The organism is Geobacter sp., assembly GCA_009684525.1.
Taxonomy (GTDB): Bacteria; Desulfobacterota; Desulfuromonadia; order Geobacterales; family DSM-12255; genus Geoanaerobacter.
This window is the reverse complement of the sequence record WKKR01000001.1, coordinates 1,047,033-1,071,969: the sequence shown is the minus strand read 5'-3', so window position 1 is coordinate 1,071,969 and position 24,937 is coordinate 1,047,033. Positions and strand designations below refer to the sequence as shown.

Below are 24,937 nucleotides of genomic sequence, written 5' to 3'. Positions count from 1 at the left end.
CTGTCGAAGGGGGGCTTTCCCTCCCCGATCATTCACGAAACGGTAGTCCGTAATGGCATACGAGGCGTTACAGGAACTGGAAATCCTCTTCGGCCTGGCCCTGGTGACGGTGGTCATCTTCCGGCGGCTGAAGTTTCCCTCCATTATCGGGTTCCTGGTTACCGGGATCGTTGCCGGTCCCTATACTCTCGGCTTCATCAAAGAGACCCACAATGTGGAGCAGATGGCCGAGATCGGCGTGGTGCTGCTCCTCTTCACCATCGGCATCGAGTTTTCCCTCAAGGAGCTGATGCGGATCAAGCACCTGGTGCTCTGGGGGGGCGGCCTGCAGATGGGGGCAACCATCCTGCTGGTTGCCGCCAGCGCCCTGCTCATCCCCCTTGCCGGCAATCAGGCGGTGTTCTTCGGCTTCCTGGTGGCGCTCTCCAGCACGGCGATCCTGATGAAGCTGTTGATGGAAGCCGGGGAGATGGATACCCCCCAGGGGAAGATCGCCCTTGCCATCCTGATCTTCCAGGATCTCTGCGTGGTGCCGCTGGTACTCTTCACGCCGCTTCTGGCCGGTGCCGGTCAAGGGGTGCAGGGGGTGCTGCTGATCTGCGCCAAGGCGGTGGCGGTGGTGCTCATCGCCCACTACAGCGCCCGCTTCCTGGTCCCCTGGATCTTCAAGCAGGTGGTCAAAGCTCGCAGCAGCGAACTCTTCATCCTGACCATCCTCTTCATCGGCCTCGGCATGGCCTGGCTTACGGCCAAGGCCGGTCTGTCGCTGGCGCTCGGCGCCTTCATCGCCGGGCTGGCCATCTCCGAGTCGGAATACAGCCACCAGGCCTTAAGCGACATCATCCCGTTCCGCGACGCCTTCATGAGCCTCTTTTTCATCTCGGTCGGCATGCTGCTCGACCCGGCTATCCTGCTGAAGTATCCGGTTGCCATCGCCTGCCTGGTCCTGGCCATCATCCTTTTGAAAGGGGGGATTACCACCGGCGCGGTATTCGTGCAGGGGGTGCCGCTACGTATCGCCCTGGTGGCCGGCCTCTCTCTGGCCCAGATCGGCGAATTCTCCTTTGTCCTGGCCCAGACCGGCCTCAGCCACGGGCTGCTCGACCGGGAGCTCTACCAGGTATTCCTTGCTGGCTCCATCGCCACCATGGGGCTCACCCCGCTCTGCATGAAGGTCGCCCCCTGGCTGGCGGAGACCGTCAGCGGCAGGCTCCCCGCATCCTTCAGCCGGGGGCGGGGGAGGCTGGCCAGGACCGAGAAGCCGCTGGAGATTTCCGACCACGTCATCGTCGTCGGCTTTGGCGTCAACGGCAGGAACCTGTCAAAGGTGCTGAAGCACCTGCAGATCCCCCATGCCATCATCGAGACCAACCCCTACACGGTCAAGGGGGAGAAGAAGCGGGGGGAGCGGATCATCTTTGGCGACGCCTCGCGGCAGGAGATCCTGAGCCATGCCCGGGTCGCTGATGCCCGCATCATTGTCGTCGCCATCTCCGATGCCGCGGCCAGCCGGCGGATAGCGGCCCTGGCCCGGCAGTTGAACCCGACCATCCACATCATCGTCCGGACCCGCTATCTCCTGGAGGTGGAGCCGCTCTACAAGCTGGGGGTCAACGAGGTGATCCCGGAGGAGTTCGAGACCTCGGTGGAGATCCTCTCCCGTGTCCTGCGTACCTTCCTGGTCCCTTCCGACCAGATCGAGCACTGCATCGCCGAGGTGCGGCGGGACGGCTACGAAATGCTCCGCTCCATGAGCCGGCGGCACAGCCATGCCGTCGGGATCAGCGGCTACCTTGCCGGCGCGGAGATTGGCACCTTCCGGGTGCAGAAGGGGGCAGTTCTGGAAGGAGAGGGGCTGCGGGAGGGGACCATCAGGGCGCGCTCAGGGGCGACGGTCCTGGCGATCAGGAGGGGGGACGAGGTGGTGCCGAACCCCGATCCGGTCTGGGAACTGCAACGGGACGACCTGGTCCTGCTGCTCGGGACTCCGGAGCAGCTGGCCGCGGCCAGGCGGCTGTTCGGGGGGTGAGGGTGCGGTCCGCCACGGTGACGGTCCCGCTCAGCCGGTGTACTCCCTGATTGCCCGCAGGAATGCCGGCCCGTAGCGCCCCAGCTTGTGGGAGCCTACGCCGCTGATGGTCGCCATCTCCTCCGCGTCCGCAGGTTTGCGGGCAGCCATCTCGATGAGCGTGGCATCGCCGAAGACCACGAACGGCGGCACCTGCTGCTCGTCCGCCAGTTGCTTCCGCAGCACGCGCAACGCCTCGAACAGCCCCTCGTCGCAGGTCATCCCTTCCCGCCGTCCCCTCTTCGCCTCTTTCTTTGCCGTTGCCGGCCTGAGCCGCGGCCTGGCCAGGACCAGCCGCTCTTCCCCCTTGAGCAGCGGCCGGGCGCGACTGGTCAGTTTCAGCACCGAGAAGTTCCCCATGTCCTGCTCCAGGTAGCCCAGGTGGATCAGCTGGCGCATCAGGCTTCCCCAGGAGTCGTGGGAGATGGCGCGGCCGATGCCGAAGGTGGAGAGCCGGTCGTGGCCGAGCGCCTGGATCCGTTGGTTCTGGGAGCCGCGCAGGACGTCGATCACGTGCCCCATGCCGAAACGCTGCCCCACCCGGAAGACGCAGGAGAGCGCCTTTTGCGCCTCCTCGGTGGCGTCGTACCGCTCCGGCGGCGACAGGCAGATATCGCAGTTGCCGCACTCCTCCATGAGCTGTTCGCCGAAATAGCCGAGCAGCACCCGCCGCCGGCAGGTGAGCGCCTCGGCAAAGCCGACCATGGCGTTCAGCTTGTGCAGCTCGATCCGGTTCTGCTCAAGGTTGCGCCCCGATTCGATCAGCGCCCGGCTGACGGCAATGTCGCCGTAACCGAAGAGCAGGAGCGCCTCGGCAGGGAGCCCGTCCCGGCCGGCCCTGCCGGTTTCCTGGTAATAGCTCTCGATGTTCTTGGGCAGGTCGTAATGGACGACGAAGCGGACGTTCGGCTTGTCGATCCCCATGCCGAAGGCGACCGTTGCCACCACCACCCGGAGATCGTCGCGCTGGAACGCCTCCTGGACCCGGCTTCGTTCCCGGTCGGGCAGGCCGGCATGGTAGGGTGCTGCCTCGATGCCGGCGGCCGAGAGGCGGGCCGCCACCTCCTCCACCCGCTTGCGGGAAAGGGCATAGACGATCCCCGCCTCCTTGGGCCGCTCCTTGAGGAAGGCGAGGAGCTGCTGGGGCGCCTTCTGCTTCGCCACCACGGTGTAGCGGATGTTGGGGCGGTCGAACCCCGCCACGTGGCAGGTGGCTGCCGACAGCCGCAGCCGTTCGATGATGTCGGTCCTGGTCTGGGGGTCGGCGGTGGCGGTGAGGGCGATCAGCGGCACCTCGGGGAAGAGGCTCCGCAGTCGGCCGAGCTGCACGTATTCGGGCCGGAAATCATGCCCCCACTGGGAGACGCAGTGGGCCTCGTCGATGGCGAAGAGGGCGATCTGCACTTCCTGCAGCCGCTCCAGGAAGGCATCGCTCATCAGCCGCTCCGGCGCCACATAGAGCAGCTTGAGTTGGCCGTTGTGCAGCCGCGCCAGCACCTGCCGTGCCTCGCTCTCGGCAAGGGTGGAGTTGTAGCAGGCCGCGGCGACGCCGTTGGCCACGAGGGCGTCCACCTGGTCCTTCATCAGCGAGATCAGCGGGGAGACGATGATGCCGACGCCGGGGCGGTGCAGGGCCGGGATCTGGTAGCAGAGCGACTTGCCGCCGCCGGTCGGCATCAGGACAAAGGCGTTCTCCCCGCGGATCAGCCGGTCGACGATCTCCTCCTGGTGCGGGCGGAAGGAATCGTAGCCGAAGACGGTCTTCAGGGTCTGGCGTGGCGTGGTCATGGGAGCCGGGTTACCTGATGTTCTTGCTGGTGAAGAGCACCACCTTGTTGCCGACGAAATTGACGGAGATGTTTCTGGTGTCGTTGCCCCAGACGCAGCTCCGCATGAAGAGCGCCTCCGAGCAGTTGTCGGGCTTGCCCAGGATCTTCACTACCGCCTCGTAGGTGAGCCCCATCTTCAGCTTGGAATAGTTTTCCATGGTCAGCTTGCTGCAGCCGCCGAGGATAGTTGCGGCCAGGATGAGGGAGATAAGGAGTCTTTTCATGGTCTGTCTTCTCTCTTGGATTGGATATGGCCGTCAGCCGTGGCGGCTTTCCGGCGTGATGGAACCGTTTAGCGGATAAAGTAGATCAGGGCGACGACAATGCCGACGGCTACGACGACCCGGCGCAGGGTAAGAGGCTGCACCCGCCCGGCCAGGCGTCCCCCCAGCGTGCCGCCTGCCAGGGCGCCAACCGCCATCACCATTGCCACCGGCCAGACCACCTTGCCGGAAAAGAGGAAAAAGACGGCTGCCGCTATGTTGATGCAGAAGGCAATGGCCTGTTTCAGGGCATTGAGCCGCGTCAGGGAGTCCTCCACGGCCAGCCCCAGCACCGCCAGCACGATGACGCTCACCCCGGCGCCGAAATAACCGCCATAGACCGCTGCGGGAAAGACCAGCAGCGGGGAGAGGGATTCGTGGCTCACCCCGGCCAGGCCGGCCCGCTTTTGCAGCCAGGCGCGGACCCGGTCCTGGCCGGCCAGCAGCAGGGCAGCAAAGAGGATCAGGTAGGGGACCATGCTGCGAAACTGCTGTTCGCCGGTCTTGAGCAGCAGGATGCCGCCGCAGATGCCGCCGAGGATGCTTGCCGGCATGAGCAGCCAGAGTCGGTGCCGTTGTCCGGCCAGGTCTTTTGCCTGGGCAAAGGTCGCCCCCAGGTAACCGGGGCAGAGCGCCACCGTGTTGGTCACGTTGGCTGCCACCGCCGGGATTCCCACGGCCGTGAGCATGGGAAAGGTGATGAGCGTGCCACCGCCGGCCAGGGCATTCACTGCTCCGCCAACCACTGCTGCCAGCCCAATGAGGAGATAGTCGAAGCCGCTGATCATCCCGGTATCCTTCAATCGATACCTGTCCCGGTATCGACACTTGATCCTGCAGACCGCAGCATAAACGAGGCGCCTGCGTAACGCAACGTTTGGTTTCACTCTTCCGGTCTTTGCGGCTGCCTGCCGGCCGTATCTCGCCACTATGTTTTTTCCTCTCCGAGCAGTATTATATATGCAGGAGTTGAGCGCAAGATTGACGATTTTCGAGTTAATGGATCACGTGGTGCGGCTCTATGGGGAAAGGAGAGGGTGAGATCATGATAAGGCTGTCATTACGAAGAGTTGGTGTCTGTCTCGTCGCTCTGATGCTGGCGCTTATGCCACTGGTGGCCATGGCGCAGACCGAAGAGCCCACATCGAATCCGCCGCCGGTCAGTCAGCCCCTGGTCAATGAAGGGACCCTGGCGGTCAAACTGGTATTCGCCCTGGCCGTGGGGAGTACCGAGGACGAGATCGAGGCGGAGAGCATTCTCGGCGATCTCGGCATTGCGCCGCGCAACGGCTGGATTGCCGATTATCCGGTGACCCCGGATATCGTTGCCGAGGTCAGAAACTCGGTAGCCGCTGCTGCAGACGCAGATCGTCTGTCGATGGCAGCGGAAGATGCTCTGAAGCAGTATGATGACACGCTGGTCGCCATGGGGCTCAGGGTCAGGGTCTACAGCGGCGAACCGGCAGTCGACAAGCCGGTCAGTTGCGAGAACTATCCGAATCCGGCCATGGTTACCACCACCTATACTTCCGAGGGGCCGCCGGTTGTCACCTATTACTGCCCGCCGCCTGACTACTACTATCTCTACACCTGGGTACCCTATCCATTCTGGTGGTACGATTTCTGGTACCCCGGCTTCTTCGTCCTGCGCGATTTCCACCGGGTGGTTTACCTGGACAGGCGGGTGGTGGTGGTCTCCAATCATTACCGGGATGTCAGGAAGAACCGGGTAATAAGGGTCGACCCGATCGAGCGCTACCGGGGACGGACCTATGCCGGCATCGGCGCGCCCCACCGGCGTGATTACCTCTCCACCGGCGTGCCGCAAAGCTCGCGCCGGATCTTCAACGAACCGCGAGGGGGGAGAACTCCCGCAGTGCAGCGGGGAACGGCCGTGGGGACCGCGCCGCGGCGAAGCGGCAGTTCCGTGACCGGGACCGTTGAACGACGGACCGTAACGCCGACGCCCCGGAGCGGTGTGATCCCGGCTCCGCGTGTCGAGCGGCAGGCTCCCATCGAACAACGTTCGATTGCGCCTCTGCCCAGCGGCGGGGCATTCCGGGGGAGCGAGAGCGGAGGGTTCCAGGGACAGCGGGGTGGCGGGTCAAATTTTGAACGGCGATCCTTCTCTCCGATGCCCAGCGGCGGCGGCTTCCAGGGAGGCGGTGGTGGATTCCAGGCACCGGGCGGCGGCGACGGCGGCGGGCGTCGGGAACGGCGCTGATACGGGCTGATGCTGATGCTGCAGCAGAAACACAAACACCGGGTGCATTGAAGTGCGCCCGGTGTTCTGTTGTGTGGCCTATCGCGTCGCGTCCGCTCCCCTCGGGGATCTCACTAGCCATGGGGAAGGGAGCAGAAGATCCGTCGTGACGACAGATAGAGCACCTCTTCGGCATAGGGCAGGTCTTCCTCCGCTACCATAATTTCTGTGACATCGCGTTCCCCGCTGTTTGCATTGAACGAATATTCGACACCACTCATGTCGAGCAGTTCGACAACCGATTCGAGATCGTACTCGTTTCGTGCATCGTAAAACCGTGTCATGGTCTTCACCTCCATCCGGGAGCGGATCTATATTCCGCCTGTCACCCGCTCCCCGTCTCTTTCCCTGATGACTTCATTATAGCACAGATCGCTCCTGGGAGATGCCGGATGCCTGCCTGGTGCAGGTCGCGGGGCAGGTTCAGTTGCCGGTGAAGCCGCCGGCAAAGTCGATGACGCACATCGTGCCAAAGGTCGGGTGGGGGCCGCAGGCAATGCCGGCAACGGAAATGGCGCGCCGATAGATGTTTGTGCGGTGCCCCCGGTCCGGGACGCCATCATCGACGATCAGCTGCAGCACCATGGCCCGTGCCTCGGCCGGGCCGTAGCCGATGTTCTCGGCGATCTCACCCTGCCACTCCCCGTGCCGCTCGATCCGCTCCCGCATGTTGCCGCTCTTCCTGCCGTCGTGACCGACCGTGCCGCTTGCTGCCTGCTCCTCAGCCAGATCGGCCGCTGCCTCGGCCAGGCCGTCCGACCAGGAGAGCGGGTGAAGCGGCTTCTGCCGGTTCAGGAAACGGATCGCCTCGTCCACTGCCCTGACCCCCTCGGTAGTCATCACCAGAGTGCGCGAATCGGGAAGGCGGTAGCTCTTTCCCTGGAACTGGCTGCGGAACTGGCGCAGAAACCCGGCATAGGCCTTGGGGTTGGTGCGAGCCAGGTTGATTTCGGCAAGGACCTCCCTGGTGGAAGGTTCCCCGGCCTGCGTGGTTACGGCGGGCAGCAGGAGCGACAGCAGGAAGAGGGTGGTGAGCAGGTAGCGGATCATGTTGTGCCTCCGGGGTCTTGTCTTTGGGTGTTGTCCGGCTGTTCCGTGATCCAGTAGGTCTGCTTGTGAGGGCTGCGCGTCAGGTCGGCCAGCCGCGCCTCGGCAACGGCCCGGTCATGAAAGGTGCCGACCAGGAAACGGTTGCCGTTATCGTCCTGGCGCCAGAGATCAACGGTCATGGGTTCTTTGTTCTCCTCGGATCGGTGCATTTCTGCCGGGTAACACAGAAAAAAGGCCCGCATCTCTGCGGGCCCTCTGATCACACCTCGTTACACGGTTACGCGCATTCGCTGTAGCCGCAGGAGCGGCAGACCGCGCAGCCACCTTCGTGCTCGACCGTGCCGCCGCACTCGGGGCAGGCGCCCCGTTCGGGGATTTTTATCTCCAGGCCGGTGTCCATGCCGGAGGCTGCCATGTGGGCCTGGATCGCCTTGGCCACGGCGTCGGCGCAGGAGGTGATCTTGTTTTCGCCGAAGCCCGACGGGCAGTGGCAGGAGATCCCCATCAGCTGCTTGATGACTTGGCGCGCCTGGACCCCGCTCCGCCAGGCAAGGGAGACCAGGCGACCCATGGCTTCGGCCTGGGAGGCTGCGCAGCCGCCCGCCTTGCCCATGGTGGTGAACAGCTCGAACAGGCCGGCCTTGTCCTCGTTGACCGTCACGTAGAGCGGCCCGCAGCCGGTCTGCATCTGGTAGGTCCATCCCTTGAGCGCCTTGGGGCGCTCCCGCTTGAAGACGTGCTTCTCTTCTACAGTCGGTGCCGCCGATCCCTTCTCCTCTTTCTTGCCGGTGGAAAGGACCTGCTCGTCGCGGGAGCCGTCGCGGTAGATGGTGACCCCTTTGCAGCCGGTCTGGTAGGCGAGGCGGTAGACCTGTTCCACGTCGTCCATGGTGGCGGTGTTGGGGAAGTTGACCGTCTTGGAGACCGCGTTGTCGGTATGCTTCTGGAAAGCGGCCTGCATCCGGATGTGGAAGTCGGGGGTGATGTCGTGGGCGGTGACAAAGACCTGGCGCACGTCTTCGGGTATCTCGGCGATGTCGTGAACGGTGCCGTGCTCGGCGATCCGCTCCATCAGCTCCTGTGAGTAGAAGCCGCGCTTCCTGGCCACCTCTTCGAACAACGGGTTGACCTCGATCATCCTGGTGTTGTCCAGGACGTTGCGGATGAAGGAGACGGCAAAGAGCGGTTCCACGCCGCTTGAGGCATTACCGATGATGGAGATGGTCCCGGTGGGTGCGATAGTGGTGACCGTGGCGTTGCGGATCGGCTCTTTGCCCGGCTTGTCGTAGATGGAGCCCTTGAAGTTGGGGAAGGGGCCGCGGGTGACGGCCAGGGCGCGGGAGGCGGCATGCCCCTCGTCGTTGATGAACTGCATCACCTTTTCACCGAGCTTGATCGCCTGGTCGGAGCAGTAGGGGATGCCGAGCATGATCAGCATGTCGGCCCATCCCATGACGCCGAGACCGATCTTCCGGTTGCCCCGGGTCATCTCGTCGATCTGCGGCAGCGGGTAGTTGTTCACCTCGATGACGTTGTCCAGGAAGTGGACCGCCAGGGTGACTACCTCTTTGAGCCGCTGCCAGTCGACCTCGCCATTCTTCACCATCTTGCCCAGGTTGATGGAACCGAGGTTGCACGATTCGTAGGGAAGGAGCGGCTGTTCGCCGCAGGGGTTGGTGGATTCGATCTCCCCCAGGAGCGGGGTGGGGTTGTCGCGGTTCAGGCGGTCGAGGAAGATGATGCCCGGCTCGCCGTTTTCCCAGGCCTGCTTGACGATGCGGTGGAAGACCTTGCGGGCGTTGAGGGTGCCGGCCGGCTTGCCGTCGCGGGGGTTGATTAGGGTGAAGTCGCGGTCCGCGTCCACCGCCTGCATGAACTCCTCGGTGAGGCCGACGGAGATGTTGAAGTTGTTGAGCTGTTTCTGGTCGGCCTTGCACATGATGAAGTTGGTGATATCCGGGTGGTCGACCCGCAGGATGGCCATGTTGGCCCCGCGCCGGGTCCCCCCCTGCTTGATGGTCTCGGTGGCGATGTCGAAGACCCGCATGAAGGAGAGGGGGCCGCTGGAGATGCCGGTGGTGGACATGACCACGTCATTGGCCGGCCGCAGGCGCGAGAAGGAGAAGCCGGTGCCGCCCCCCGACTTGTGGATCAGGGCGGTATGCTTGACCGCCTCGAAGATCTCTTCCATGGAGTCCCCCACCGGCAGGACGAAGCAGGCGGAGAGCTGGCCCAGTTCCCGGCCGGCGTTCATCAGGGTCGGCGAGTTGGGGAGGAACTCGAAACCGGTCATGACGTGGTAGAAGGCGTCGCTTAAGGCGCTTACGTCGGCCTTCTTGTCGAAAACCCTGTCGGCTGAGGCAATGGTGTCGGCTACCCTGCGGAACATGTCCACCGGCCCTTCCAGCGGCTTGCCGTCCTTGTCGCGCTTCAGGTAGCGCTTTTCCAGGACGGTGCGAGCGTTCGGGGAGAGGCCGGGGATGGTTGCGATGCTCTTGGTAGCCGGTTGTGCCTTTGCCATGGGTGTTGATCTCCTTGCTGTCGGTTTGGTAGGTTGCCACAATATTTAGTGGCACGCAAAGCAATTAACCACAACATCTATGGCGTGTCAAGGGGGTAGCCGGGAAAAAATCTAACCGCTTGATTCGTTTGGCAAACTGGCGAATAGATAGTTTCCATCCGGAAACTCCGGATGAGAAACTATTGGTTTCCGAATCGGAAAGGAGGAATTTTACGTTCTGGCAAGCAATCTCGCAGATTGACGCCGCCAGGGCGGAAAAGAACCCTTTCCGGACGGAAACTAGAGAGGTTCTGCTCCGGGGTAGCTGATTTACAAGGAACGGATTTTGTGCTACAACCACACAGCTTTTCTACGGCGGTCGCATGACCGCCGGCGAGGCTCGGATTGCGACAGAAGGAGATGGCAGAGGCGCTGCCGCGGAAGGTGACCATGACGAAGTGCTGGTTGAAACGTTTCCTTGTTGCTTGTACAGCGTTGAGCCTGACGGCCTGCAGCCTGGATTTCCTGAGCGGAGTGCGGCCGCAGCCAGCGCCGGTGCCGGCCAAAGCGACGGTGGACCCGGCCAATGACCGGGCAGTAGCGCCTGCCGCGCAGGCTGTTCCATCCGCTGTCTCTTTGCCTGCCGCTCCGGTGCCGCCGCCCCCTGCGCCGGCAACCGACGCTGCTCCCGTTGCCCCGCCGGTCCAGCTGGCGCCGCTCCCCGCACGGGAGCAGTCCGGGATAGCCCCGGCCGGCGACCGAACCAGCGCCCTTGTAGAAAAACCGGATTTTTCCTACCACAATGCCACCCTTGCCGAGGATACGGTCTGGCGGGGGCTGGTGCAGGTCGAGGGATGGGTGACGGTTCCGCCGCAGGTGACCCTGCGGGTGGAGGCTGGCACCACGGTCCGCTTCGTCTCCGCAGAGGGGGGGAAGGGTGGCCTGCTGGTGCAGGGACGGCTGGTGGCGGCGGGGAACAGCGATCAGCCGATCCTGTTCGCTTCTGCCTTTCGGAATTCCGCAGCAGGTGACTGGCAGGGGATCGTGCTCCTGGCCAGCGACAAGAAGAACGTCATGGAGGAGTGCCGTATCGAGGGGGCCGTCAACGGCCTGCAGGCACTGTTTGCCCAGGTGACCCTGCACTCCTTGACCCTGGCATCGTGCGAGACCGGCCTCTCCTTCAGGGATGCCTTTGCCGGCATTGCCGGAAGCGGGGTGAGCGGCTGCAGCGTGGGGGTGCGCGCGGTGGAGAGCGAGCTCGAACTGCGTGACACGAGCATCTCCAGCAACCGCCAGGGGATGGTGGTGAGCGGCGGCTCTCTCTATCTTGCCAGTGCGACGCTCTATGGTAACGATAAGACCGCGCTCACGGCCGACAATACCCGGTTGCAGGCCTCCGGCAGCAGCTTCACGGTCAACGGCACCGGCATGCGGCTGAACGGCTGCGACGGGGCGATCTCCTACTGCCGCTTCCTCAACAACCGCGAAGCAGGGCTGCACCTGGTGGGAAGCCGCCTGCGGGTCAACGGCAACGATATTTCCCAGAACAGCGGGGTTGGCCTCCGGATCGTTGAGGGGGGGAACGTGCTCTGGGGCAACGTGCTGGCGGCCAACAACAGCCACGACCTGGAATATGAAGGGGCTGCCGACCTGTTCGCCATGGGGAACTGGTGGGGAGAGACGGAGCCGAGCCGCATACCCGAGCGGATTCGCATACTGGGGGGTGCTGGCGGCGGGGTCCTCTATCAGCCTCCCCTTACCCTGCGTCCCCAGTTCGGTTTCTGACCTGAAAGCGGTTGCCAAGGGTAGGGGTGCATGATACTGTTTGAGCAATGTCGATCTACCTGGATAACGCAGCTACCTCATTCCCCAAGCCAGAAACGGTCTATACCGCAGTAGAGCATGCACTGCGGGATGTCGGTGTCAGCCCCGGCCGTGGCAGTCACCGTCGCGGCCTTGCAGCGGCCCGGCTGGTCCTGGAGGCGCGGGAGGCACTGGCCGACCTGTTTGCCATCCCTGATTCAAGCCGGATCGTCTTTACCCAGAATGCCACCGAGGCGCTCAACCTGGCCGTTTTGGGACTGCTCAAGCCGGGCGATCGCGTGGTTACCACCACCATGGAGCACAACTCCCTGGCCCGCCCCCTCCATCTGGCCGCGCGGCGGGGGGTGGAGATCGTCTTCGTCCCTGCTGATCGGACGGGCAGGGTCGACAGTGCGGAGATTGCCGCGGCGCTGGCTGCGCCGACCAGGCTGGTGGCCCTGTCCCACTGCTCGAACGTGACCGGCACGATCCAGCCGGTTGCGGAGATCGGTGCGCTGGCCCGCAAGCGCGGGGCGCTGATGCTGGTGGACGCGGCCCAGAGCGTCGGCTGCATCCCGATCGACGTGGGCGCCATGTCCATCGACCTCCTGGCGGCACCGGGCCACAAAGGGCTCTACGGCCCGCCAGGGACCGGGTTTCTCTATATCGCCGACGGCATCGACCTCGATCCGCTCATGGTGGGGGGGACCGGCACCGCTTCCACCGGGGAGGACCAGCCCGCAGACCTGCCGGAGCGCTTCGAGAGCGGCACCCTCAATACCCCGGCCATCGCGGGGCTCCTTGCCGGCGTCTCGTTTGTCGCTTCGACAGGGGTTGCCGCGATTGCCCGCCATGAGGAGCGCCTGGTGAACCGGCTTTGTGCCGGGCTGCAGGAGATGCCGTCAGTCCGGCTCTGCGGACCCGAACCGCTGAAACTCAGGGGGAGCGTGGTCTCGTTTACCGTGGACGGCATGGACCCCGGGCACGTGGGATTCCTCCTCGACCAGGAATATGATATTGCGGTCCGGACCGGCCTCCACTGCGCTCCTGCCGCCCATCGGACCATCGGCACCTTTCCCGCGGGCACGGTCAGGGTGAGCCCCGGCTATTTTACCACTGACGCGGAGATCGATACCTTCATCACCGCTCTTCGGAGCATCACCAGGGGGAGGATATGCAACGACTGAGATGCGTGGCAGGACTGCTGCTCATGGTACTGGTTGCCGGCTGTTCGCTGCCGCCCGAACGTCCCTTTACCCGTCAGGACCTGTTCAAGACCAACATTTTCTCCCTTTTCACTATCAAGGAATCGCCCGACAGCATCCTGGCCGTCATCAACCAGGAGGGAGAGGTGGTGGTGGAAGGGATCGATAAAAACAAGAAGGCCTATTTCGTCAAGATTGTGTCAAAGGGAAAGGAACTCAAGACCACCTATGTTGAAAAATGACAAGAACACGGGAACCGAAATCATGAAGACATTCATACTCGATACGAACGTCCTCCTCTACGACCCCCAGGCTCTTTCCAAGTTCCAGGAAAACGACATCATCATCCCGATCACGGTGATCGAGGAGATCGACCGGTTCAAGAAGGACATGAACGAGACCGGTCGCAACGCCCGGCACATCTCGCGGCTGCTCGACCAGTTGCGCAAGGTCGGCTCCCTGTCGGCCGGGGTGCGTCTTGAGACCGGCGGCCTGCTCCGGGTGGAGATCTACGAAGAGAAGGTGATGAAGCGCCTGCCGCCTGAGCTGCGCGAAGACCGGGGCGACAACCGTATCCTGGCCGTGGCCGTGGATTTCCAGGAAAAGGACAAGCGCGGCCCGGTCATCCTGGTCACCAAGGATACCAACCTCCGGATCAAGGCCGATGCCCTGGGGCTCAAGGCCGAGGACTACGAATCGGACAAGGTCGACATCGAGGAACTCTATCCGGGCTTCAGCGAGATCGAGGTGGAGCCGGTGGTCATCGACCGTCTGCACGGCCAGGGTTTCTCGGATACCGACTTGGAGATGCTCCCCAACGAGTACGTCACCCTCAAGGACCAGGTGAACCCCTCCCACAGCGCCATCTGCCGTTACGATTCTGCCCAGCGCCGGCTGATACCGATCCGCAAGATCGGCAAGGACGGGGTCTGGAGCATCCAGCCGCGCAACCGCGAGCAGTTCTTCGCCCTCGATGCGCTCCTGGACGACACTATCAAGCTGGTCACCCTGGTGGGGAAGGCGGGCACCGGCAAGACCCTGCTGGCCATTGCCGCAGGCCTGCACAAGGTGGCCGAGGAGAATGTCTACAACCGGCTGTTGGTTTCCCGACCGGTCTTTCCCATGGGGCGCGATCTCGGTTTCCTCCCCGGCGACATCGAGGAGAAGCTCACCCCCTGGATGCAGCCAATCTTCGACAACGTGGAACTGCTCCTATCCGGCCACGAGGCGGAGAAGCGCCACAGCAAGGGGTACAAAGAGCTGATGGCCATGGGCATCCTGGACATCGAGCCGCTCACCTATATCCGGGGCCGTTCCATCCCGAACCAGTACATGATCGTCGACGAGGCCCAGAACCTCACCCCCCACGAGATCAAGACCATCATCACTCGGGCAGGGGAGGGGACCAAGATCGTCCTCACCGGCGACCCGTACCAGATCGACAACCCCTACGTGGACGCCTCCAGCAACGGCCTGACCTACGTGGTGGAGCGCTTCAAGGAGCAGACGATCTCGGGGCATATTATCATGAATAAGGGGGAGCGGTCGGCGCTGGCAGAACTCGCCGCCAATCTCCTTTAGGAACGCGCCCTTTGTCCGATATCTGCGTAAGTCTTCGCGGTCCGTTGTGCGGCGTGGCGCTGTTTATGCCCTGAGGGTACCACGCCTCCGCCGGATCGCTCGACAGCCTTGATCTCGAACAAAAATCGCGTTCCTGCTGACGCTGGTAGTGTTCATCCGGAAACACCGGATGAGGTACTGCCGGTTTCCAGATCAGAAACGAGGGATTTTTTGTCCTGGCAAGGAAATCAAGGGATTGCGCGGAGGCTTGAGCCACGCTACGCCGCACAAGGAATCCCGAAGATTGACACCGCCAGGGCGAAAAAGAACCGTTTCCGGGTAGTGGTCTCGGGGCGTGTTTATGCGCCCCGAACTATTTCGACGTGAGAGTGAAAGCATGCTCGTATTGGCAATCGAGACATCCTGCGACGAGACCGCGGCAGCGGTGGTGCGCGACGGCCGCACCATCCTTTCCAGCATCGTCGCTTCCCAGGTGCAGGTGCATGCCGAGTACGGCGGCGTGGTGCCGGAGATCGCTTCCCGCAAGCACCTTGAGAGTATCGTGCCGGTGGTGGAGGAGGCGCTGAAGAGCGCCGGCGTCGGTATCGACGCCATCCAGGGGGTGGCGGTTACCCGTGGGCCCGGCCTGGTCGGGGCGCTCCTGGTGGGGATCGCCGCTGCCCGCGGTATCGCTGTCGGCCGGGGTATCCCGGTGGCCGGGGTCAACCACATCGAGTCCCATCTGCTGGCCCCGTTCCTGGAACAGGAGGTGGCGTTCCCCTATCTCGCCCTGGCGGTCTCCGGCGGCCACACCCATCTCTACCGGGTGGACGGCATCGGTTCCTATGCGACACTGGGCCAGACCCAGGACGATGCCGCTGGCGAGGCCTTCGACAAGGTGGCGAAGCTGGTGGGGCTTCCCTATCCCGGCGGTGCGGTGATCGACGGGCTTGCGTCCTCAGGCGATCCCGCTGCCATCCGCTTTCCCCGGCCGCTCCTCCATGACGGTAGCTGCAATTTCAGCTTCAGCGGTCTGAAGACCTCCGTGCTTACCTGGCTGCAGAAGAACCCGGAGGCGAAGAGCGGCCAAGAGCTGAACGACCTGTGCGCCTCGTTCCAGGCCGCAGTCTGCGACGTGCTGGTGGGGAAGACCGCCCTGGCACTGGAGCAGACCGGCATCCAGCGCCTGGTGGTTGCCGGCGGTGTCGCCTGCAACAGTGGCCTGCGCGGTGCCATGGAGCGCCTGGCCGGGCAGCGGGGGGTTGCTCTCCATATCCCCAGGCCGGCGCTCTGTGCCGATAACGCGGCCATGGTGGCAGTGCCGGGCGATTACTACCTCAGCCGCGGCCTGGCCGGCGGCCGCGACCTGGATGCCCTGCCTTCATGGCCCCTCGACCGGATAACCCGCGAGCTGGCAGCGGCAGGGCTATGAAGCTCCCCCGGCCGAAAAAGGCCCTTGGCCAGAACTTCCTCGTGGACCAGGGGGTGCTGGGCCGGATCGTGGCTGCGGTCGACCTTGCTCCCGACGATCGCGTCCTGGAGGTCGGTCCGGGCCGGGGTGCGCTCACCCGGCTTCTGGCAGAGCGGGCCGCTGCGGTCCTGGCGGTTGAGCTCGACCGCCAGCTGGTGCCGCTTCTGACCGCTGAATTCGCGGACCGGCCGTCGGTGGAGGTGCTCCAGTCCGATATCCTGCGCCTCGACGTGACCGCCCTCTTTGCCGAGAGGGGGGGCGGGACGTGGAAGGTGGCGGCCAACCTCCCCTACAACATCTCGTCCCAGGTGCTCTTCAAGTTTCTCGACGAGCGGCGGCTCTTTTCCCGGATGGTGCTGATGCTGCAACGCGAGGTGGGGGAGCGGCTTCTGGCCACGCCCGGCGGCAAGGAGTACGGCATCCTGTCGGTCCTCTTCCCCATGTTCTTCATGGTGCGCCGCGAATGCATCGTTCGCCCCGGCGCCTTTTTCCCGCCCCCCAAGGTCGACTCCATGGTGCTCTCCTTCGTGCCGCTGGAGGCGCCCCGTTTCCCTCTCTCGGACGAGGCGCTGTTCCGCCGGGTAGTGAAGGCCTCGTTCGGGCAGCGTCGCAAGACGCTCTGGAACTGCCTGAAAGGGGGCGCGTTCGTCCCCACCGACGAGGGCTTGCGCGAGCTCCTGGCAGCGTGCGGCATCGACCCGGTCCGCCGGGGGGAAACCCTTTCCCTGGAGGAGTTTGCGCGGCTGGCCAATCGACTGGCCACGGCGGGGCTTGCCTGAAAAAAGTGGTATCAACAGCATCTGTTATGCTATAAATAACCGTTTATCGAAATTAACCCGGAGGTTTTCATGAAAATCTGCGTTTTTGGCGCCGGTTACGTTGGACTGGTGGCGGCTGCCTGCTTTGCCGAGAGCGGCAACACGGTCATTACCGTCGATGTGGACCAGGCCAAGATCGAAAGCCTCAAGCAGGGCGTGATACCGATCTACGAGCCGGGGCTCAAGGAACTGGTGCTGCGCAACCAGGCCGAAGGGAGGCTCTCCTTTACCACCGACATCCCCCTTGCCGTGAAGAGCTCGCTGATCAATTTCATTGCCGTGGGAACGCCGCCGGGCGAGGACGGCTCTGCCGATCTCCAGTACGTGCAGGCTGTTGCCCGCGATATCGGCCGCCACATGGAGAGCTACAAGATCGTGGTCGACAAGTCTACGGTGCCGGTCGGGACCGCCGACAAGGTGCGTGCCGCCCTGCAGCAGGAGCTGGACGCGCGGGGGCTCCCGCTTGAATTCGACGTGGTCTCCAACCCCGAGTTCCTCAAGGAGGGGGCGGCCATCGACGACTTCATGAAGCCCGACCGGGTGGTGATCGGCACCGACAACGTCCGGACCGCCGAGATCATGAAGGAGCTCTATGAGCCGTTCATGCGGAAGAACAACCGGATGATCATCATGGACATCCGGAGCGCCGAGATGACCAAGTACGCTGCCAATGCCATGCTGGCGACCCGGATCTCCTTCATGAACCAGATCGCCCTGCTCTGCGAGCGGATGGGGGCGGATGTGGCCGCGGTGCGTGAAGGGATCGGCTCCGATTCGCGGATCGGCTACGACTTTCTCTTCCCCGGCCCCGGCTATGGCGGTTCCTGCTTCCCCAAGGATGTGAAGGCGCTGATCCGCACGGCAGAGGAGTGCGACTACGACTTCCTCCTGCTCAAATCGGTCGAGGAGGTGAACGAACTGCAGAAGCAGGTCCTCTCTACCAAGGTGCTCGACCTGCTCGGAAATGCCGGTGCCCAGAAGCCGCTTGCCGGCCGGACCGTGGCCTGCTGGGGGCTCTCCTTCAAGCCGCGCACCGACGACATGCGCGAGGCCCCGTCCATCACCATCATCGAGAACCTGCTGGCAGCCGGCGCCACGGTGCGTGCCCACGATCCCGAGGCGCTGAAAGAGGCGGCCAAGGCCTTCGGCGACCGGATCGTCTACAGCCACAACCAGTACGATATCCTGGCCGGTGCCGATGCCCTGGTGATCATCACCGACTGGAACGAATACCGCAACCCCGACTTCGACCGGATCAAGGCCGATCTGAAGGAACCGCTCATCGTGGATGGCCGTAATCTCTACAAACCGGACCGGATGCAGTCGGCGGGATTCCGCTATGTGCCGCTTGGCCGCAACGGCGCCGGGATCGCAGCAGGGGGGAAATAGGCCATGCGGGTACTGGTAACCGGCGGGGCGGGGTTCATAGGCTCTCACCTCTGCGAACGGCTTCTTGACGATGGTCACGAGGTCGTCTGTCTCGACAACTTTTTTACCGGTACCAAGCAGAACATCATGCGCCTTATGGACGACCACCGGTTCGAGCTCGTCCGCCACGACATCATCGAGCCGATCCTCTTGGAGGTGGACCGGGTCTTCAACCTAGCCTGCCCGGCGTCCCCCATCCACTACCAGTACAATCCGGTCAAGACCATCAAGACCAGCGTCATGGGGACCATCAATATGCTCGGGCTTGCCAAGCGGGTCAGGGCGCGCATCCTCCAGGCATCGACCTCGGAGGTCTACGGCGATCCCCAGGTTCACCCCCAGCCCGAGGAATACTGGGGGAACGTGAACCCCATCGGCATCAGGAGCTGTTACGACGAGGGGAAGCGGGTGGCCGAGACGCTGATGATGGACTACCACCGGCAGAACGGCGTTGATATCCGCATCGTCCGGATCTTCAATACCTATGGCCCGCGGATGGCGGTCAACGACGGCCGGGTCGTCTCCAATTTCATTGTCCAGGCGCTCAAGGGGGAGGATATCACGGTCTACGGCGAGGGGCAGCAGACCCGCTCCTTCTGCTACGTTTCCGACCTGGTGGATGGCCTGATCCGGATGATGGCGTGCGACGGGTTCAACGGGCCGGTCAACCTGGGAAACCCGGCCGAGACCACCATCCTGGAGTTTGCCGAGCGGATCATCGCCCTGACCGGGTCCCGCTCCCGCATCGTCTTCAAGCCGCTGCCAGCCGATGACCCGAAGCAACGCCAGCCCGACATCCGGTTGGCCGGGGAGAAGCTGGGCTGGGCACCCAAAGTCCCGGTGGAACAGGGTTTAAGGGAAACCATAGGTTATTTTTCCGCGCTGCTGGGTATCTCGCAGTCATAACGGGTGGGAATGATGAACAAGCGGCTTTACCTCATCCCCGCAGCGGTCATCCTCCTCATCCTCTTTTCCACGATCTTCGGGGAGCGCGGACTGCTCAGAATCTCTGCGCTCAATCGCGAAAAACAGGAGTTGCAGCAGCGAAGCGATGCATTAACGCAGGAAAACGAGCGGCTCAAGCGCGAGATCGAGGCGCTGAAGACCGATCGTCGCTACCTGGAGAGCATTGCCCGCAAGGATTTCGGTCTGGTGCGGCCGAACGAGACCATCTACCAGTTCCATGCCGTTTCGTCGGCACGGAGACCATAAAGCGCCAGAGAGGCCCGGCAGTTGCCGCGTCGCAACCCTCTGTCCGGACCCCGGCGCGTTTCATACGGAGTCACCATGACCATTGACGGAAAAAGACAGTCCTGCGCGATCTGCGCCTGGCGCGTAAACTGCGCCAAGCGGTTCTGCGTCCAGGACGGCGGCGCCCGCTGTCCCGACTATTCGCGGGACGTATCGATCAAGGAACCGCAGGAGCCGGCGCAGGATCAACAGGAAAAGCAGGAGGAGGTACGGGGTTCATGAAGGGAAGAGTCCATGAGGTGATTGTCGCGGCCCTCGCCGAATGCCATGCAGAAGGGTTGCTGACCTCGGGAGCGTATCCCTCCTTTGCGGTGGAACGGCCCGCCCATGCCGAGCATGGCGATTTCGCCACCAACCTGGCGATGCAGCTGGCAAAGCCGGAGCGGAAGGCGCCCCGTGCCATTGCCGACGTCCTGGTGGGAAAACTGTCTGCACGCACGGATATCATCGCCAGGGTGGAGGTTGCCGGCCCCGGCTTCATCAACTTCTTCATCACCCCGGCTGCCTGGCAGCAGACCCTGCTGGAGATCGAGCAGGCCGGCGACGGCTATGGCAAAAGCAGCATCGGCAACGGGGCAAAGGTCCAGGTGGAGTTCGTCAGCGCCAACCCCACCGGGCCGCTCCATATCGGCCACGGCCGCGGCGCCGCCACCGGCGACACTATCTGCCGGCTCCTCGCCGCCACCGGCTGGGACGTGACCCGCGAATTCTACTACAACGATGCCGGCCAGCAGATCGCCAACCTGGCGCTGTCGGTACAGGCGCGCTGCCTCGGGATCGAGGCGGACGACCCGCGCTGGCCCGCCGACGGCTACCAGGGCGACTATATCAGGGACGTGGCCCGCAGCTACCTGGCTGGTGAGACCGTGGAGGCGGGCGACCAGCACGTCATTGCCACCGGCGACCCCCACGACCTGGATGCCATCCTCCGCTTCGCCGTCGCCTATCTGCGCCGCGAGCAGGACCTGGATCTCACCGCCTTCGACGTCGGTTTCGACGTCTATTACCTGGAGTCGAGCCTCTATGCCGACGGCCGGGTGGACGACACGGTGCGGCGGCTCAAAGAGAGCGGCTACACCTACGAGCAGGACGGCGCCCTCTGGCTCCGCACCACCGAGTTCGGCGACGACAAGGACCGGGTGATGCAGAAGAGCGACGGCGGCTACACCTATTTTGTCCCCGATGTCGCCTATCACCTGGCAAAGTGGGAGCGCGGCTTTTCACGGGTCATCAACGAGCAGGGGGCCGACCACCACAGCACCATCACCAGGGTCCGGGCCGGCCTGCAGGCGCTCGGCGTCGGCATCCCCCAGGGGTGGCCGGAATATGTGCTGCACCAGATGGTCACGGTCATGCGGGGGGGCGAGGAGGTCAAGATCTCCAAGCGCGCCGGCACCTATGTCACCCTGCGGGACCTGATCGACGAGGTGGGGCGCGACGCCACCCGCTTCTTCTTTGTCATGCGCAAGCCGGACGCCCAGCTGGTCTTCGATATCGACCTGGCCAAGGAGCAGAGCAACGACAACCCGGTCTATTATGTCCAGTACGCCCATGCGCGGATCTGCAGCATCTTCGACATGGCTGCCCAGAAGGGGATTGTGCCCGATTTCGCCGCCTGCCCGCTACACCGGCTCGACGGTGAGGAAGAGGCGGCGGTCATCCGCACCCTGGCCTCCTTCCCCGAGGTGGTGGAAGGGAGCGCCCAGGCCTTCGAGCCGCACCGGATCGTCTATTACCTCCTGGAGCTGGCAGGCCAGTTCCACAGTTACTACAACCGCAACCGCGTCGTCACCGAAGACCTGGAGCAGACCACTGCCCGGCTCTTTTTGCTCAAGTGCATCGCCACTACCCTGAAGAACGCCCTCGGGCTCTTGGGGGTTTCCGCCCCCGAGCGGATGTAGGAAGCAAGCCGTCATGGTACTCGATTACCGCGAACGAAAACCTGTCACAAAGAACAAGCCGAAGCGCCAGCCGGTCGGGATATTCGGCCTGGTGATCCTGGTTGCCGTGCTGATCTCCTATGTCCTCGGCGTTGCCTCGGGCTGGTTCGCCCACAGCTACCGTGCCAGCCGGCAGGCAGCCGCGCAGGCCGCAGCAGCCGCGATCGGGGCGCCGGATAAACCGGCCGCTGCCACGGACCCCCGGCTGGGAACGGCACCGCTGACCAAGGGTGGCGAGGTGCCGCTCACCTTCTACGAAACCCTTCCCAAAGGGCAGGGGGGCGTGGTTATCGGCAGCGGCATCAACCCCAGGCATCCGGAGCAGCCACCGGCGGCGCCTCCGGTCAAGCCTGCTCCCCAGGCGTCTCCTCCTGCCAGTTCTTCCGCACCCCAGGCTGCGCAGAAGCCCGCTGCCCCACCGTCTTCCCCGGCGCAGCAGTCAGCACCGGAAAAGGTAGTAGTTCCCCAGCCCAAGGCCTCCGCTCCTGCAGCCAAGGCGCCTGCGCCAGCGGTCAAGGCTCCTGCAATGCCGGTCAAGCAGGAGACTGCCGCAACCAAGCCCGCTTCAACCGGCGATACGAAGCGCTATGCCGTCCAGGTTGCCTCCTATCGCGAGCGCAAGGAGGCCGAGACGATCCGGGGGCGACTGGCAGCCATGGGTCAGGAAGCGTATATCGTCGAGGTCCGGGTGCCGGAAAAGGGCGTCTGGTACCGTGTCAATGCGGGTAAACACCTCCGAAAGCAGGAAGCTCAAGCACTCGCAACCAAGCTGGGAAGCGGCGCCGTGCCCATTCCCGAATAGAAGGAGTGTATACGGGATAATTTTCATTGACTCCCGGTGAAGTACCGTGGTATAAGTTGGTCTGCATCGCGGGGTGGAGCAGTCTGGTAGCTCGTCGGGCTCATAACCCGAAGGTCAGAGGTTCAAATCCTCTCCCCGCAACCAAACATTTTCAGGGACTTGCGCAACTCGCAGGTCCCTTTTTTTGTGCGTTTGTACCGAATGGCGCTAGTTTAAGGTACTTTTACATACCAAACTAGCTGAAAATATTGGCTCGAATGGCATAATGCGCCATGAAAAATGACCTTACCCCATTGACTTAACCTAACTTTTTGTTGGGTTTTTTTATGCCTTATAAATAATATTTGAAATTTATTGCTTTTCGGCTATAAAATACAAATATCATCTTTAGGCAATAAATATGGTTCAGCAGGAGCACCGTATGTCCCAGAAAATTCTCTCTCCGGATGCTCTTGGCGTGGCCTTACGCGCCGAGCGGAAAAAGAGGAAGCTAAGCCAGACAGAAGTCGGCAAGTCTGTCGGCATTGACCAGCCAACCATATCACGCGTGGAAAAAGGGAATCCGGGCACGGAACTGGGAACCCTCTTTCGCCTACTGGCCGCTCTTGACCTGGAGCTGATAATCCAGCCGCGGCAACACCCGGCAAACGAAGCCAAGGGAGATGCCTGGTAATGGCACGCCCCCGCCTGTCGGCAGACTTGTATGTTTATATGAACGGCCGAAAAGTGGGCTGTCTGACCCGCAGTGCCAGCGGCCGGCTTCTTTTCACCTACGGTCAAGAATGGCTAGATTCGGAGCTGCGCCGACCGTTATCACTCTCCATGCCGCTTACCCCTGAAACATATGCCGGCGATGTTGTCGAAAGTTACTTCGACAACCTTCTACCCGACAGCCAGCCCATCAGAAACCGGATTCAGGCACGATTTGCCGCCGGCTCGAATCGATGCTTTGACCTGCTATGGCATGTGGGGCGGGATTGCGCCGGTGCCCTGCAACTCTTTCCCGAAGATATTACAGCAGTAGATGTGCAAAGGGTTGAAGCCGTCCCTTTAAGTGATGCTGAGATAGCCGACACTCTGCGCAACTACCAGACCATGCCTCTCGGGATGGGTAGAGACCGGGATTTCCGCATCTCCATTGCCGGGGCACAGGAAAAGACCGCCTTTCTGCTCCATGAAGACAAGTGGTGCCTCCCGGTAGGGACTACACCGACCAGCCATATCTTTAAGCTTCCCATCGGCATGATCGTTCACAGTGGCATGGACCTGTCCGACAGTGTCGAAAACGAATGGCTCTGCCATCTCATCCTGAAAGAATACGGGCTGGCAGTAGCAAATGCGGAGATCAGAACCTTCGATAATGTGAAGGTCCTGGTCGTCGAACGGTTTGACCGACGCTGGGCCGAAGACCGGTCGTGGCTGATTCGCCTCCCTCAGGAAGACATGTGTCAGGCGCTTGGTGTACCACCGGTGCTGAAGTATGAAAGCGATGGCGGGCCAGGGATGGAACGAATCATGACGCTCCTGCTCGGTTCCTCCGAAGGATTGACCGACCGGAAAACGTTCATGACATTGCAGGTACTGTTCTGGCTCATGGGGGCCATTGACGGCCATGCGAAGAACTTCAGTGTCTTCCTGCTGCCGGGTGGCAATTATCGTCTGACGCCGTCCTATGACGTCATCTCTGCCTACCCGTTACTGGCAAAGCGGCAGCTGGAGCGGCAAAATCTGAAGATGGCGATGGCGGTCAAGGGGAAGAGCAGCCATTACCAATGGCAGAAAATCCTACATCGGCATTGGCTGTCCATGGCTGCCCGCTGCCGCTTCCCGGTGGAGGAGATGGCCGCTGTCATCGACGAGCTGCTGGAGAGAATGGACGAAGTTATTGCTAACGTTTCAAGCCGGTTGCCGGCATCCTTTCCTGCGGAGGTGGGAGAGGCAGTTTTCGACGGAATGCGTGATGCGCGGGATCGTATGAGACGCTCAAAAAATCCCTGAAGTAGTCAGAAAATGAAAGCCATTTTACCCAAAATACTGTACACAATCTTCTGAAAAACATGGTTAAAATGGTTGACATGTACACAAAATGGGTGATAATTGATTTCAATAATGACAGCAAGTTAACGAATTTATTGAGAAATTCATGAGTGACCGCCGCCACTCATAACCCGAAGGTCAGAGGTTCAAATCCTCTCCCCGCAACCAAACAAAATCAAGGACTTGCGCAACCGGCAAGTCCTTTTTTTATTGCCATTGTACCCTATTGTGTACCCTGAAGGATCCGACAATACCCTTCCTCTGGAGCTGCACTCATGCAGACAAGGTATCCGTCACTCCTTCGTTCCAGGCGGCCAACATCCGGCTTCCCACGTCCCGGAACTCCGGATGCTCCTCAACGTAAGCGGACAACATACCCTGGGTATCGTTAACTCCATCTGCAATCTCCTCGAAGATTTGACCGATCTTTCCGATCGGCAGTGCCAGGTACGCTACCGCAAATTTCTCCAGGACCTTCCGATACCACCACTTCTTGGATCCTGCCAGGGAAAGTGCTGGGACGTCCTTGGGGATGTACGCCACCGTTGTCACCATGTCATACACCGGTGTCAAACGGACCGGCAGCCCGGGCCGCCCATACAGCACGCCGAAATTCTTCAGATGGGCATCGCCATTCCGTCATTATCTT

The 24,937-nt window shown here is 62.5% G+C and carries 23 protein-coding genes, 1 tRNA gene and 1 pseudogene; 17 read left to right on the top strand and 8 right to left on the bottom strand.

Features of this window, described 5'->3' with window-relative positions; all coding sequences use genetic code 11:
- Positions 1 to 52 precede the first annotated feature (52 nt).
- Positions 53 to 2,029 (top strand): sodium:proton exchanger, encoded by a 1,977-nt coding sequence (locus GJT30_04690; protein ID MSM38905.1) that lies wholly within the window; start codon positions 53 to 55, stop codon positions 2,027 to 2,029.
- Positions 2,030 to 2,059: 30 nt separating this feature from the next.
- On the opposite strand, the gene recQ is transcribed toward GJT30_04690, so the two are convergent.
- The 3 genes from recQ to GJT30_04675 all read right to left on the bottom strand — a co-directional run bounded on the left by recQ (position 2,060) and on the right by GJT30_04675 (position 4,948).
- Positions 2,060 to 3,856 carry a DNA helicase RecQ gene (gene recQ, locus GJT30_04685; GenBank protein MSM38904.1) on the bottom strand — a complete coding sequence of 599 codons (1,797 nt, stop codon included), beginning with the start codon at positions 3,854 to 3,856 and terminating at the stop codon, positions 2,060 to 2,062.
- A gap of 10 nt (positions 3,857 to 3,866) precedes the next feature.
- Complete coding sequence (locus GJT30_04680; GenBank protein MSM38903.1) at positions 3,867 to 4,121, bottom strand: DUF3862 domain-containing protein; 255 nt, start codon at positions 4,119 to 4,121, stop codon at positions 3,867 to 3,869.
- Positions 4,122 to 4,189: 68 nt separating this feature from the next.
- A complete protein-coding gene (locus tag GJT30_04675; GenBank protein MSM38902.1) occupies positions 4,190 to 4,948 on the bottom strand; it encodes a TSUP family transporter in 759 nt (252 codons plus the stop codon).
- 257 nt (positions 4,949 to 5,205) lie between these two features.
- On the opposite strand from GJT30_04675, the pseudogene GJT30_04670 reads away from it, so the two are divergent.
- Positions 5,206 to 6,153: pseudogene (locus tag GJT30_04670) on the top strand (hypothetical protein).
- 344 nt (positions 6,154 to 6,497) lie between these two features.
- Here GJT30_04670 and GJT30_04665 read toward each other — a convergent pair.
- From GJT30_04665 to GJT30_04650, 4 genes are all read right to left on the bottom strand, one after another.
- Positions 6,498 to 6,707, bottom strand: coding sequence for a hypothetical protein (locus GJT30_04665; GenBank protein MSM38901.1), 210 nt, complete (start codon positions 6,705 to 6,707; stop codon positions 6,498 to 6,500).
- A gap of 139 nt (positions 6,708 to 6,846) precedes the next feature.
- Positions 6,847 to 7,473: a CAP domain-containing protein gene (locus GJT30_04660; protein ID MSM38900.1), complete on the bottom strand. Its 627-nt coding sequence runs from the start codon at positions 7,471 to 7,473 to the stop codon at positions 6,847 to 6,849.
- Positions 7,470 to 7,652 (bottom strand): SPOR domain-containing protein, encoded by a 183-nt coding sequence (locus GJT30_04655; protein ID MSM38899.1) that lies wholly within the window; start codon positions 7,650 to 7,652, stop codon positions 7,470 to 7,472. Before GJT30_04655 ends, GJT30_04660 begins: the two co-directional genes overlap by 4 nt.
- Positions 7,653 to 7,750: 98 nt before the next feature.
- Positions 7,751 to 9,994: a vitamin B12-dependent ribonucleotide reductase gene (locus GJT30_04650; protein ID MSM38898.1), complete on the bottom strand. Its 2,244-nt coding sequence runs from the start codon at positions 9,992 to 9,994 to the stop codon at positions 7,751 to 7,753.
- Positions 9,995 to 10,378: 384 nt separating this feature from the next.
- Here GJT30_04650 and GJT30_04645 point away from each other — a divergent pair, with 384 nt between their 5' ends.
- The 15 genes from GJT30_04645 (at position 10,379) to GJT30_04575 (ending at position 24,249) form a co-directional block, all read left to right on the top strand.
- Positions 10,379 to 11,758 carry a hypothetical protein gene (locus GJT30_04645; protein ID MSM38897.1) on the top strand — a complete coding sequence of 460 codons (1,380 nt, stop codon included), beginning with the start codon at positions 10,379 to 10,381 and terminating at the stop codon, positions 11,756 to 11,758.
- Between the two features lie 47 nt (positions 11,759 to 11,805).
- Complete coding sequence (locus GJT30_04640) at positions 11,806 to 12,963, top strand: aminotransferase class V-fold PLP-dependent enzyme (protein MSM38896.1); 1,158 nt, start codon at positions 11,806 to 11,808, stop codon at positions 12,961 to 12,963.
- Positions 12,951 to 13,223: a hypothetical protein gene (locus GJT30_04635; protein MSM38895.1), complete on the top strand. Its 273-nt coding sequence runs from the start codon at positions 12,951 to 12,953 to the stop codon at positions 13,221 to 13,223. Before GJT30_04640 ends, GJT30_04635 begins: the two co-directional genes overlap by 13 nt.
- Positions 13,224 to 13,242: 19 nt before the next feature.
- A complete protein-coding gene (locus GJT30_04630; GenBank protein MSM38894.1) occupies positions 13,243 to 14,562 on the top strand; it encodes an AAA family ATPase in 1,320 nt (439 codons plus the stop codon).
- A gap of 376 nt (positions 14,563 to 14,938) precedes the next feature.
- The gene (gene tsaD / locus GJT30_04625) at positions 14,939 to 15,973 is read left to right on the top strand and encodes a tRNA (adenosine(37)-N6)-threonylcarbamoyltransferase complex transferase subunit TsaD (GenBank protein MSM38893.1); all 1,035 of its coding nucleotides are present in this window, start codon (positions 14,939 to 14,941) and stop codon (positions 15,971 to 15,973) included.
- The gene (rsmA, locus tag GJT30_04620; GenBank protein ID MSM38892.1) at positions 15,970 to 16,791 is read left to right on the top strand and encodes a 16S rRNA (adenine(1518)-N(6)/adenine(1519)-N(6))-dimethyltransferase RsmA; all 822 of its coding nucleotides are present in this window, start codon (positions 15,970 to 15,972) and stop codon (positions 16,789 to 16,791) included. Before tsaD ends, rsmA begins: the two co-directional genes overlap by 4 nt.
- 69 nt (positions 16,792 to 16,860) lie before the next feature.
- Positions 16,861 to 18,219, top strand: coding sequence for a nucleotide sugar dehydrogenase (locus GJT30_04615; GenBank protein MSM38891.1), 1,359 nt, complete (start codon positions 16,861 to 16,863; stop codon positions 18,217 to 18,219).
- 3 nt (positions 18,220 to 18,222) lie between these two features.
- Positions 18,223 to 19,164, top strand: a complete 942-nt coding sequence (locus GJT30_04610; protein ID MSM38890.1) for an NAD-dependent epimerase/dehydratase family protein — start codon at positions 18,223 to 18,225, stop codon at positions 19,162 to 19,164.
- A gap of 12 nt (positions 19,165 to 19,176) precedes the next feature.
- The gene (locus tag GJT30_04605) at positions 19,177 to 19,470 is read left to right on the top strand and encodes a septum formation initiator family protein (protein MSM38889.1); all 294 of its coding nucleotides are present in this window, start codon (positions 19,177 to 19,179) and stop codon (positions 19,468 to 19,470) included.
- A 75-nt stretch (positions 19,471 to 19,545) separates the two neighbouring features.
- On the top strand, positions 19,546 to 19,731 hold the full coding sequence (locus GJT30_04600; GenBank protein MSM38888.1) for a hypothetical protein: 186 nt from the start codon (positions 19,546 to 19,548) through the stop codon (positions 19,729 to 19,731).
- Positions 19,728 to 21,410, top strand: a complete 1,683-nt coding sequence (locus GJT30_04595) for an arginine--tRNA ligase (GenBank protein ID MSM38887.1) — start codon at positions 19,728 to 19,730, stop codon at positions 21,408 to 21,410. The genes GJT30_04600 and GJT30_04595 overlap by 4 nt, the downstream gene beginning before the upstream one ends.
- Positions 21,411 to 21,423: 13 nt before the next feature.
- Entirely contained in the window at positions 21,424 to 22,251 is an 828-nt protein-coding gene (locus GJT30_04590; GenBank protein ID MSM38886.1) for an SPOR domain-containing protein, read from the top strand.
- 67 nt (positions 22,252 to 22,318) lie between these two features.
- Positions 22,319 to 22,395: transfer RNA gene (locus GJT30_04585), tRNA-Met, on the top strand.
- Between the two features lie 277 nt (positions 22,396 to 22,672).
- Positions 22,673 to 22,924 (top strand): helix-turn-helix domain-containing protein, encoded by a 252-nt coding sequence (locus GJT30_04580; protein MSM38885.1) that lies wholly within the window; start codon positions 22,673 to 22,675, stop codon positions 22,922 to 22,924.
- On the top strand, positions 22,924 to 24,249 hold the full coding sequence (locus GJT30_04575) for a type II toxin-antitoxin system HipA family toxin (protein MSM38884.1): 1,326 nt from the start codon (positions 22,924 to 22,926) through the stop codon (positions 24,247 to 24,249). The genes GJT30_04580 and GJT30_04575 overlap by 1 nt, the downstream gene beginning before the upstream one ends.
- Before the next feature lie 312 nt (positions 24,250 to 24,561).
- On the opposite strand, the gene GJT30_04570 is transcribed toward GJT30_04575, so the two are convergent.
- Positions 24,562 to 24,909 carry a hypothetical protein gene (locus GJT30_04570; GenBank protein ID MSM38883.1) on the bottom strand — a complete coding sequence of 116 codons (348 nt, stop codon included), beginning with the start codon at positions 24,907 to 24,909 and terminating at the stop codon, positions 24,562 to 24,564.
- Positions 24,910 to 24,937: the final 28 nt, after the last annotated feature.

Excerpts from the sequence above, each read along its gene's own strand:
- GJT30_04635 (MSM38895.1), top strand. The coding sequence starts at position 12,951 with ATGCAACGACTGAGATGCGTGGCAGGACTGCTGCTCATGGTACTGGTT.
- GJT30_04595 (MSM38887.1), top strand. The coding sequence starts at position 19,728 with ATGAAGGGAAGAGTCCATGAGGTGATTGTCGCGGCCCTCGCCGAATGC.
- GJT30_04675 (MSM38902.1), bottom strand. The coding sequence starts at position 4,948 with ATGATCAGCGGCTTCGACTATCTCCTCATTGGGCTGGCAGCAGTGGTT.
- GJT30_04655 (MSM38899.1), bottom strand. The coding sequence starts at position 7,652 with ATGACCGTTGATCTCTGGCGCCAGGACGATAACGGCAACCGTTTCCTG.
- GJT30_04690 (MSM38905.1), top strand. The coding sequence starts at position 53 with ATGGCATACGAGGCGTTACAGGAACTGGAAATCCTCTTCGGCCTGGCC.
- GJT30_04605 (MSM38889.1), top strand. The coding sequence starts at position 19,177 with ATGAACAAGCGGCTTTACCTCATCCCCGCAGCGGTCATCCTCCTCATC.
- GJT30_04600 (MSM38888.1), top strand. The coding sequence starts at position 19,546 with ATGACCATTGACGGAAAAAGACAGTCCTGCGCGATCTGCGCCTGGCGC.
- GJT30_04610 (MSM38890.1), top strand. The coding sequence starts at position 18,223 with ATGCGGGTACTGGTAACCGGCGGGGCGGGGTTCATAGGCTCTCACCTC.
- recQ (MSM38904.1), bottom strand. The coding sequence starts at position 3,856 with ATGACCACGCCACGCCAGACCCTGAAGACCGTCTTCGGCTACGATTCC.
- GJT30_04575 (MSM38884.1), top strand. The coding sequence starts at position 22,924 with ATGGCACGCCCCCGCCTGTCGGCAGACTTGTATGTTTATATGAACGGC.
- GJT30_04660 (MSM38900.1), bottom strand. The coding sequence starts at position 7,473 with ATGATCCGCTACCTGCTCACCACCCTCTTCCTGCTGTCGCTCCTGCTG.
- GJT30_04615 (MSM38891.1), top strand. The coding sequence starts at position 16,861 with ATGAAAATCTGCGTTTTTGGCGCCGGTTACGTTGGACTGGTGGCGGCT.
- tsaD (MSM38893.1), top strand. The coding sequence starts at position 14,939 with ATGCTCGTATTGGCAATCGAGACATCCTGCGACGAGACCGCGGCAGCG.
- GJT30_04640 (MSM38896.1), top strand. The coding sequence starts at position 11,806 with ATGTCGATCTACCTGGATAACGCAGCTACCTCATTCCCCAAGCCAGAA.
- GJT30_04665 (MSM38901.1), bottom strand. The coding sequence starts at position 6,707 with ATGACACGGTTTTACGATGCACGAAACGAGTACGATCTCGAATCGGTT.
- GJT30_04590 (MSM38886.1), top strand. The coding sequence starts at position 21,424 with ATGGTACTCGATTACCGCGAACGAAAACCTGTCACAAAGAACAAGCCG.
- GJT30_04650 (MSM38898.1), bottom strand. The coding sequence starts at position 9,994 with ATGGCAAAGGCACAACCGGCTACCAAGAGCATCGCAACCATCCCCGGC.
- GJT30_04580 (MSM38885.1), top strand. The coding sequence starts at position 22,673 with ATGTCCCAGAAAATTCTCTCTCCGGATGCTCTTGGCGTGGCCTTACGC.
- rsmA (MSM38892.1), top strand. The coding sequence starts at position 15,970 with ATGAAGCTCCCCCGGCCGAAAAAGGCCCTTGGCCAGAACTTCCTCGTG.
- GJT30_04680 (MSM38903.1), bottom strand. The coding sequence starts at position 4,121 with ATGAAAAGACTCCTTATCTCCCTCATCCTGGCCGCAACTATCCTCGGC.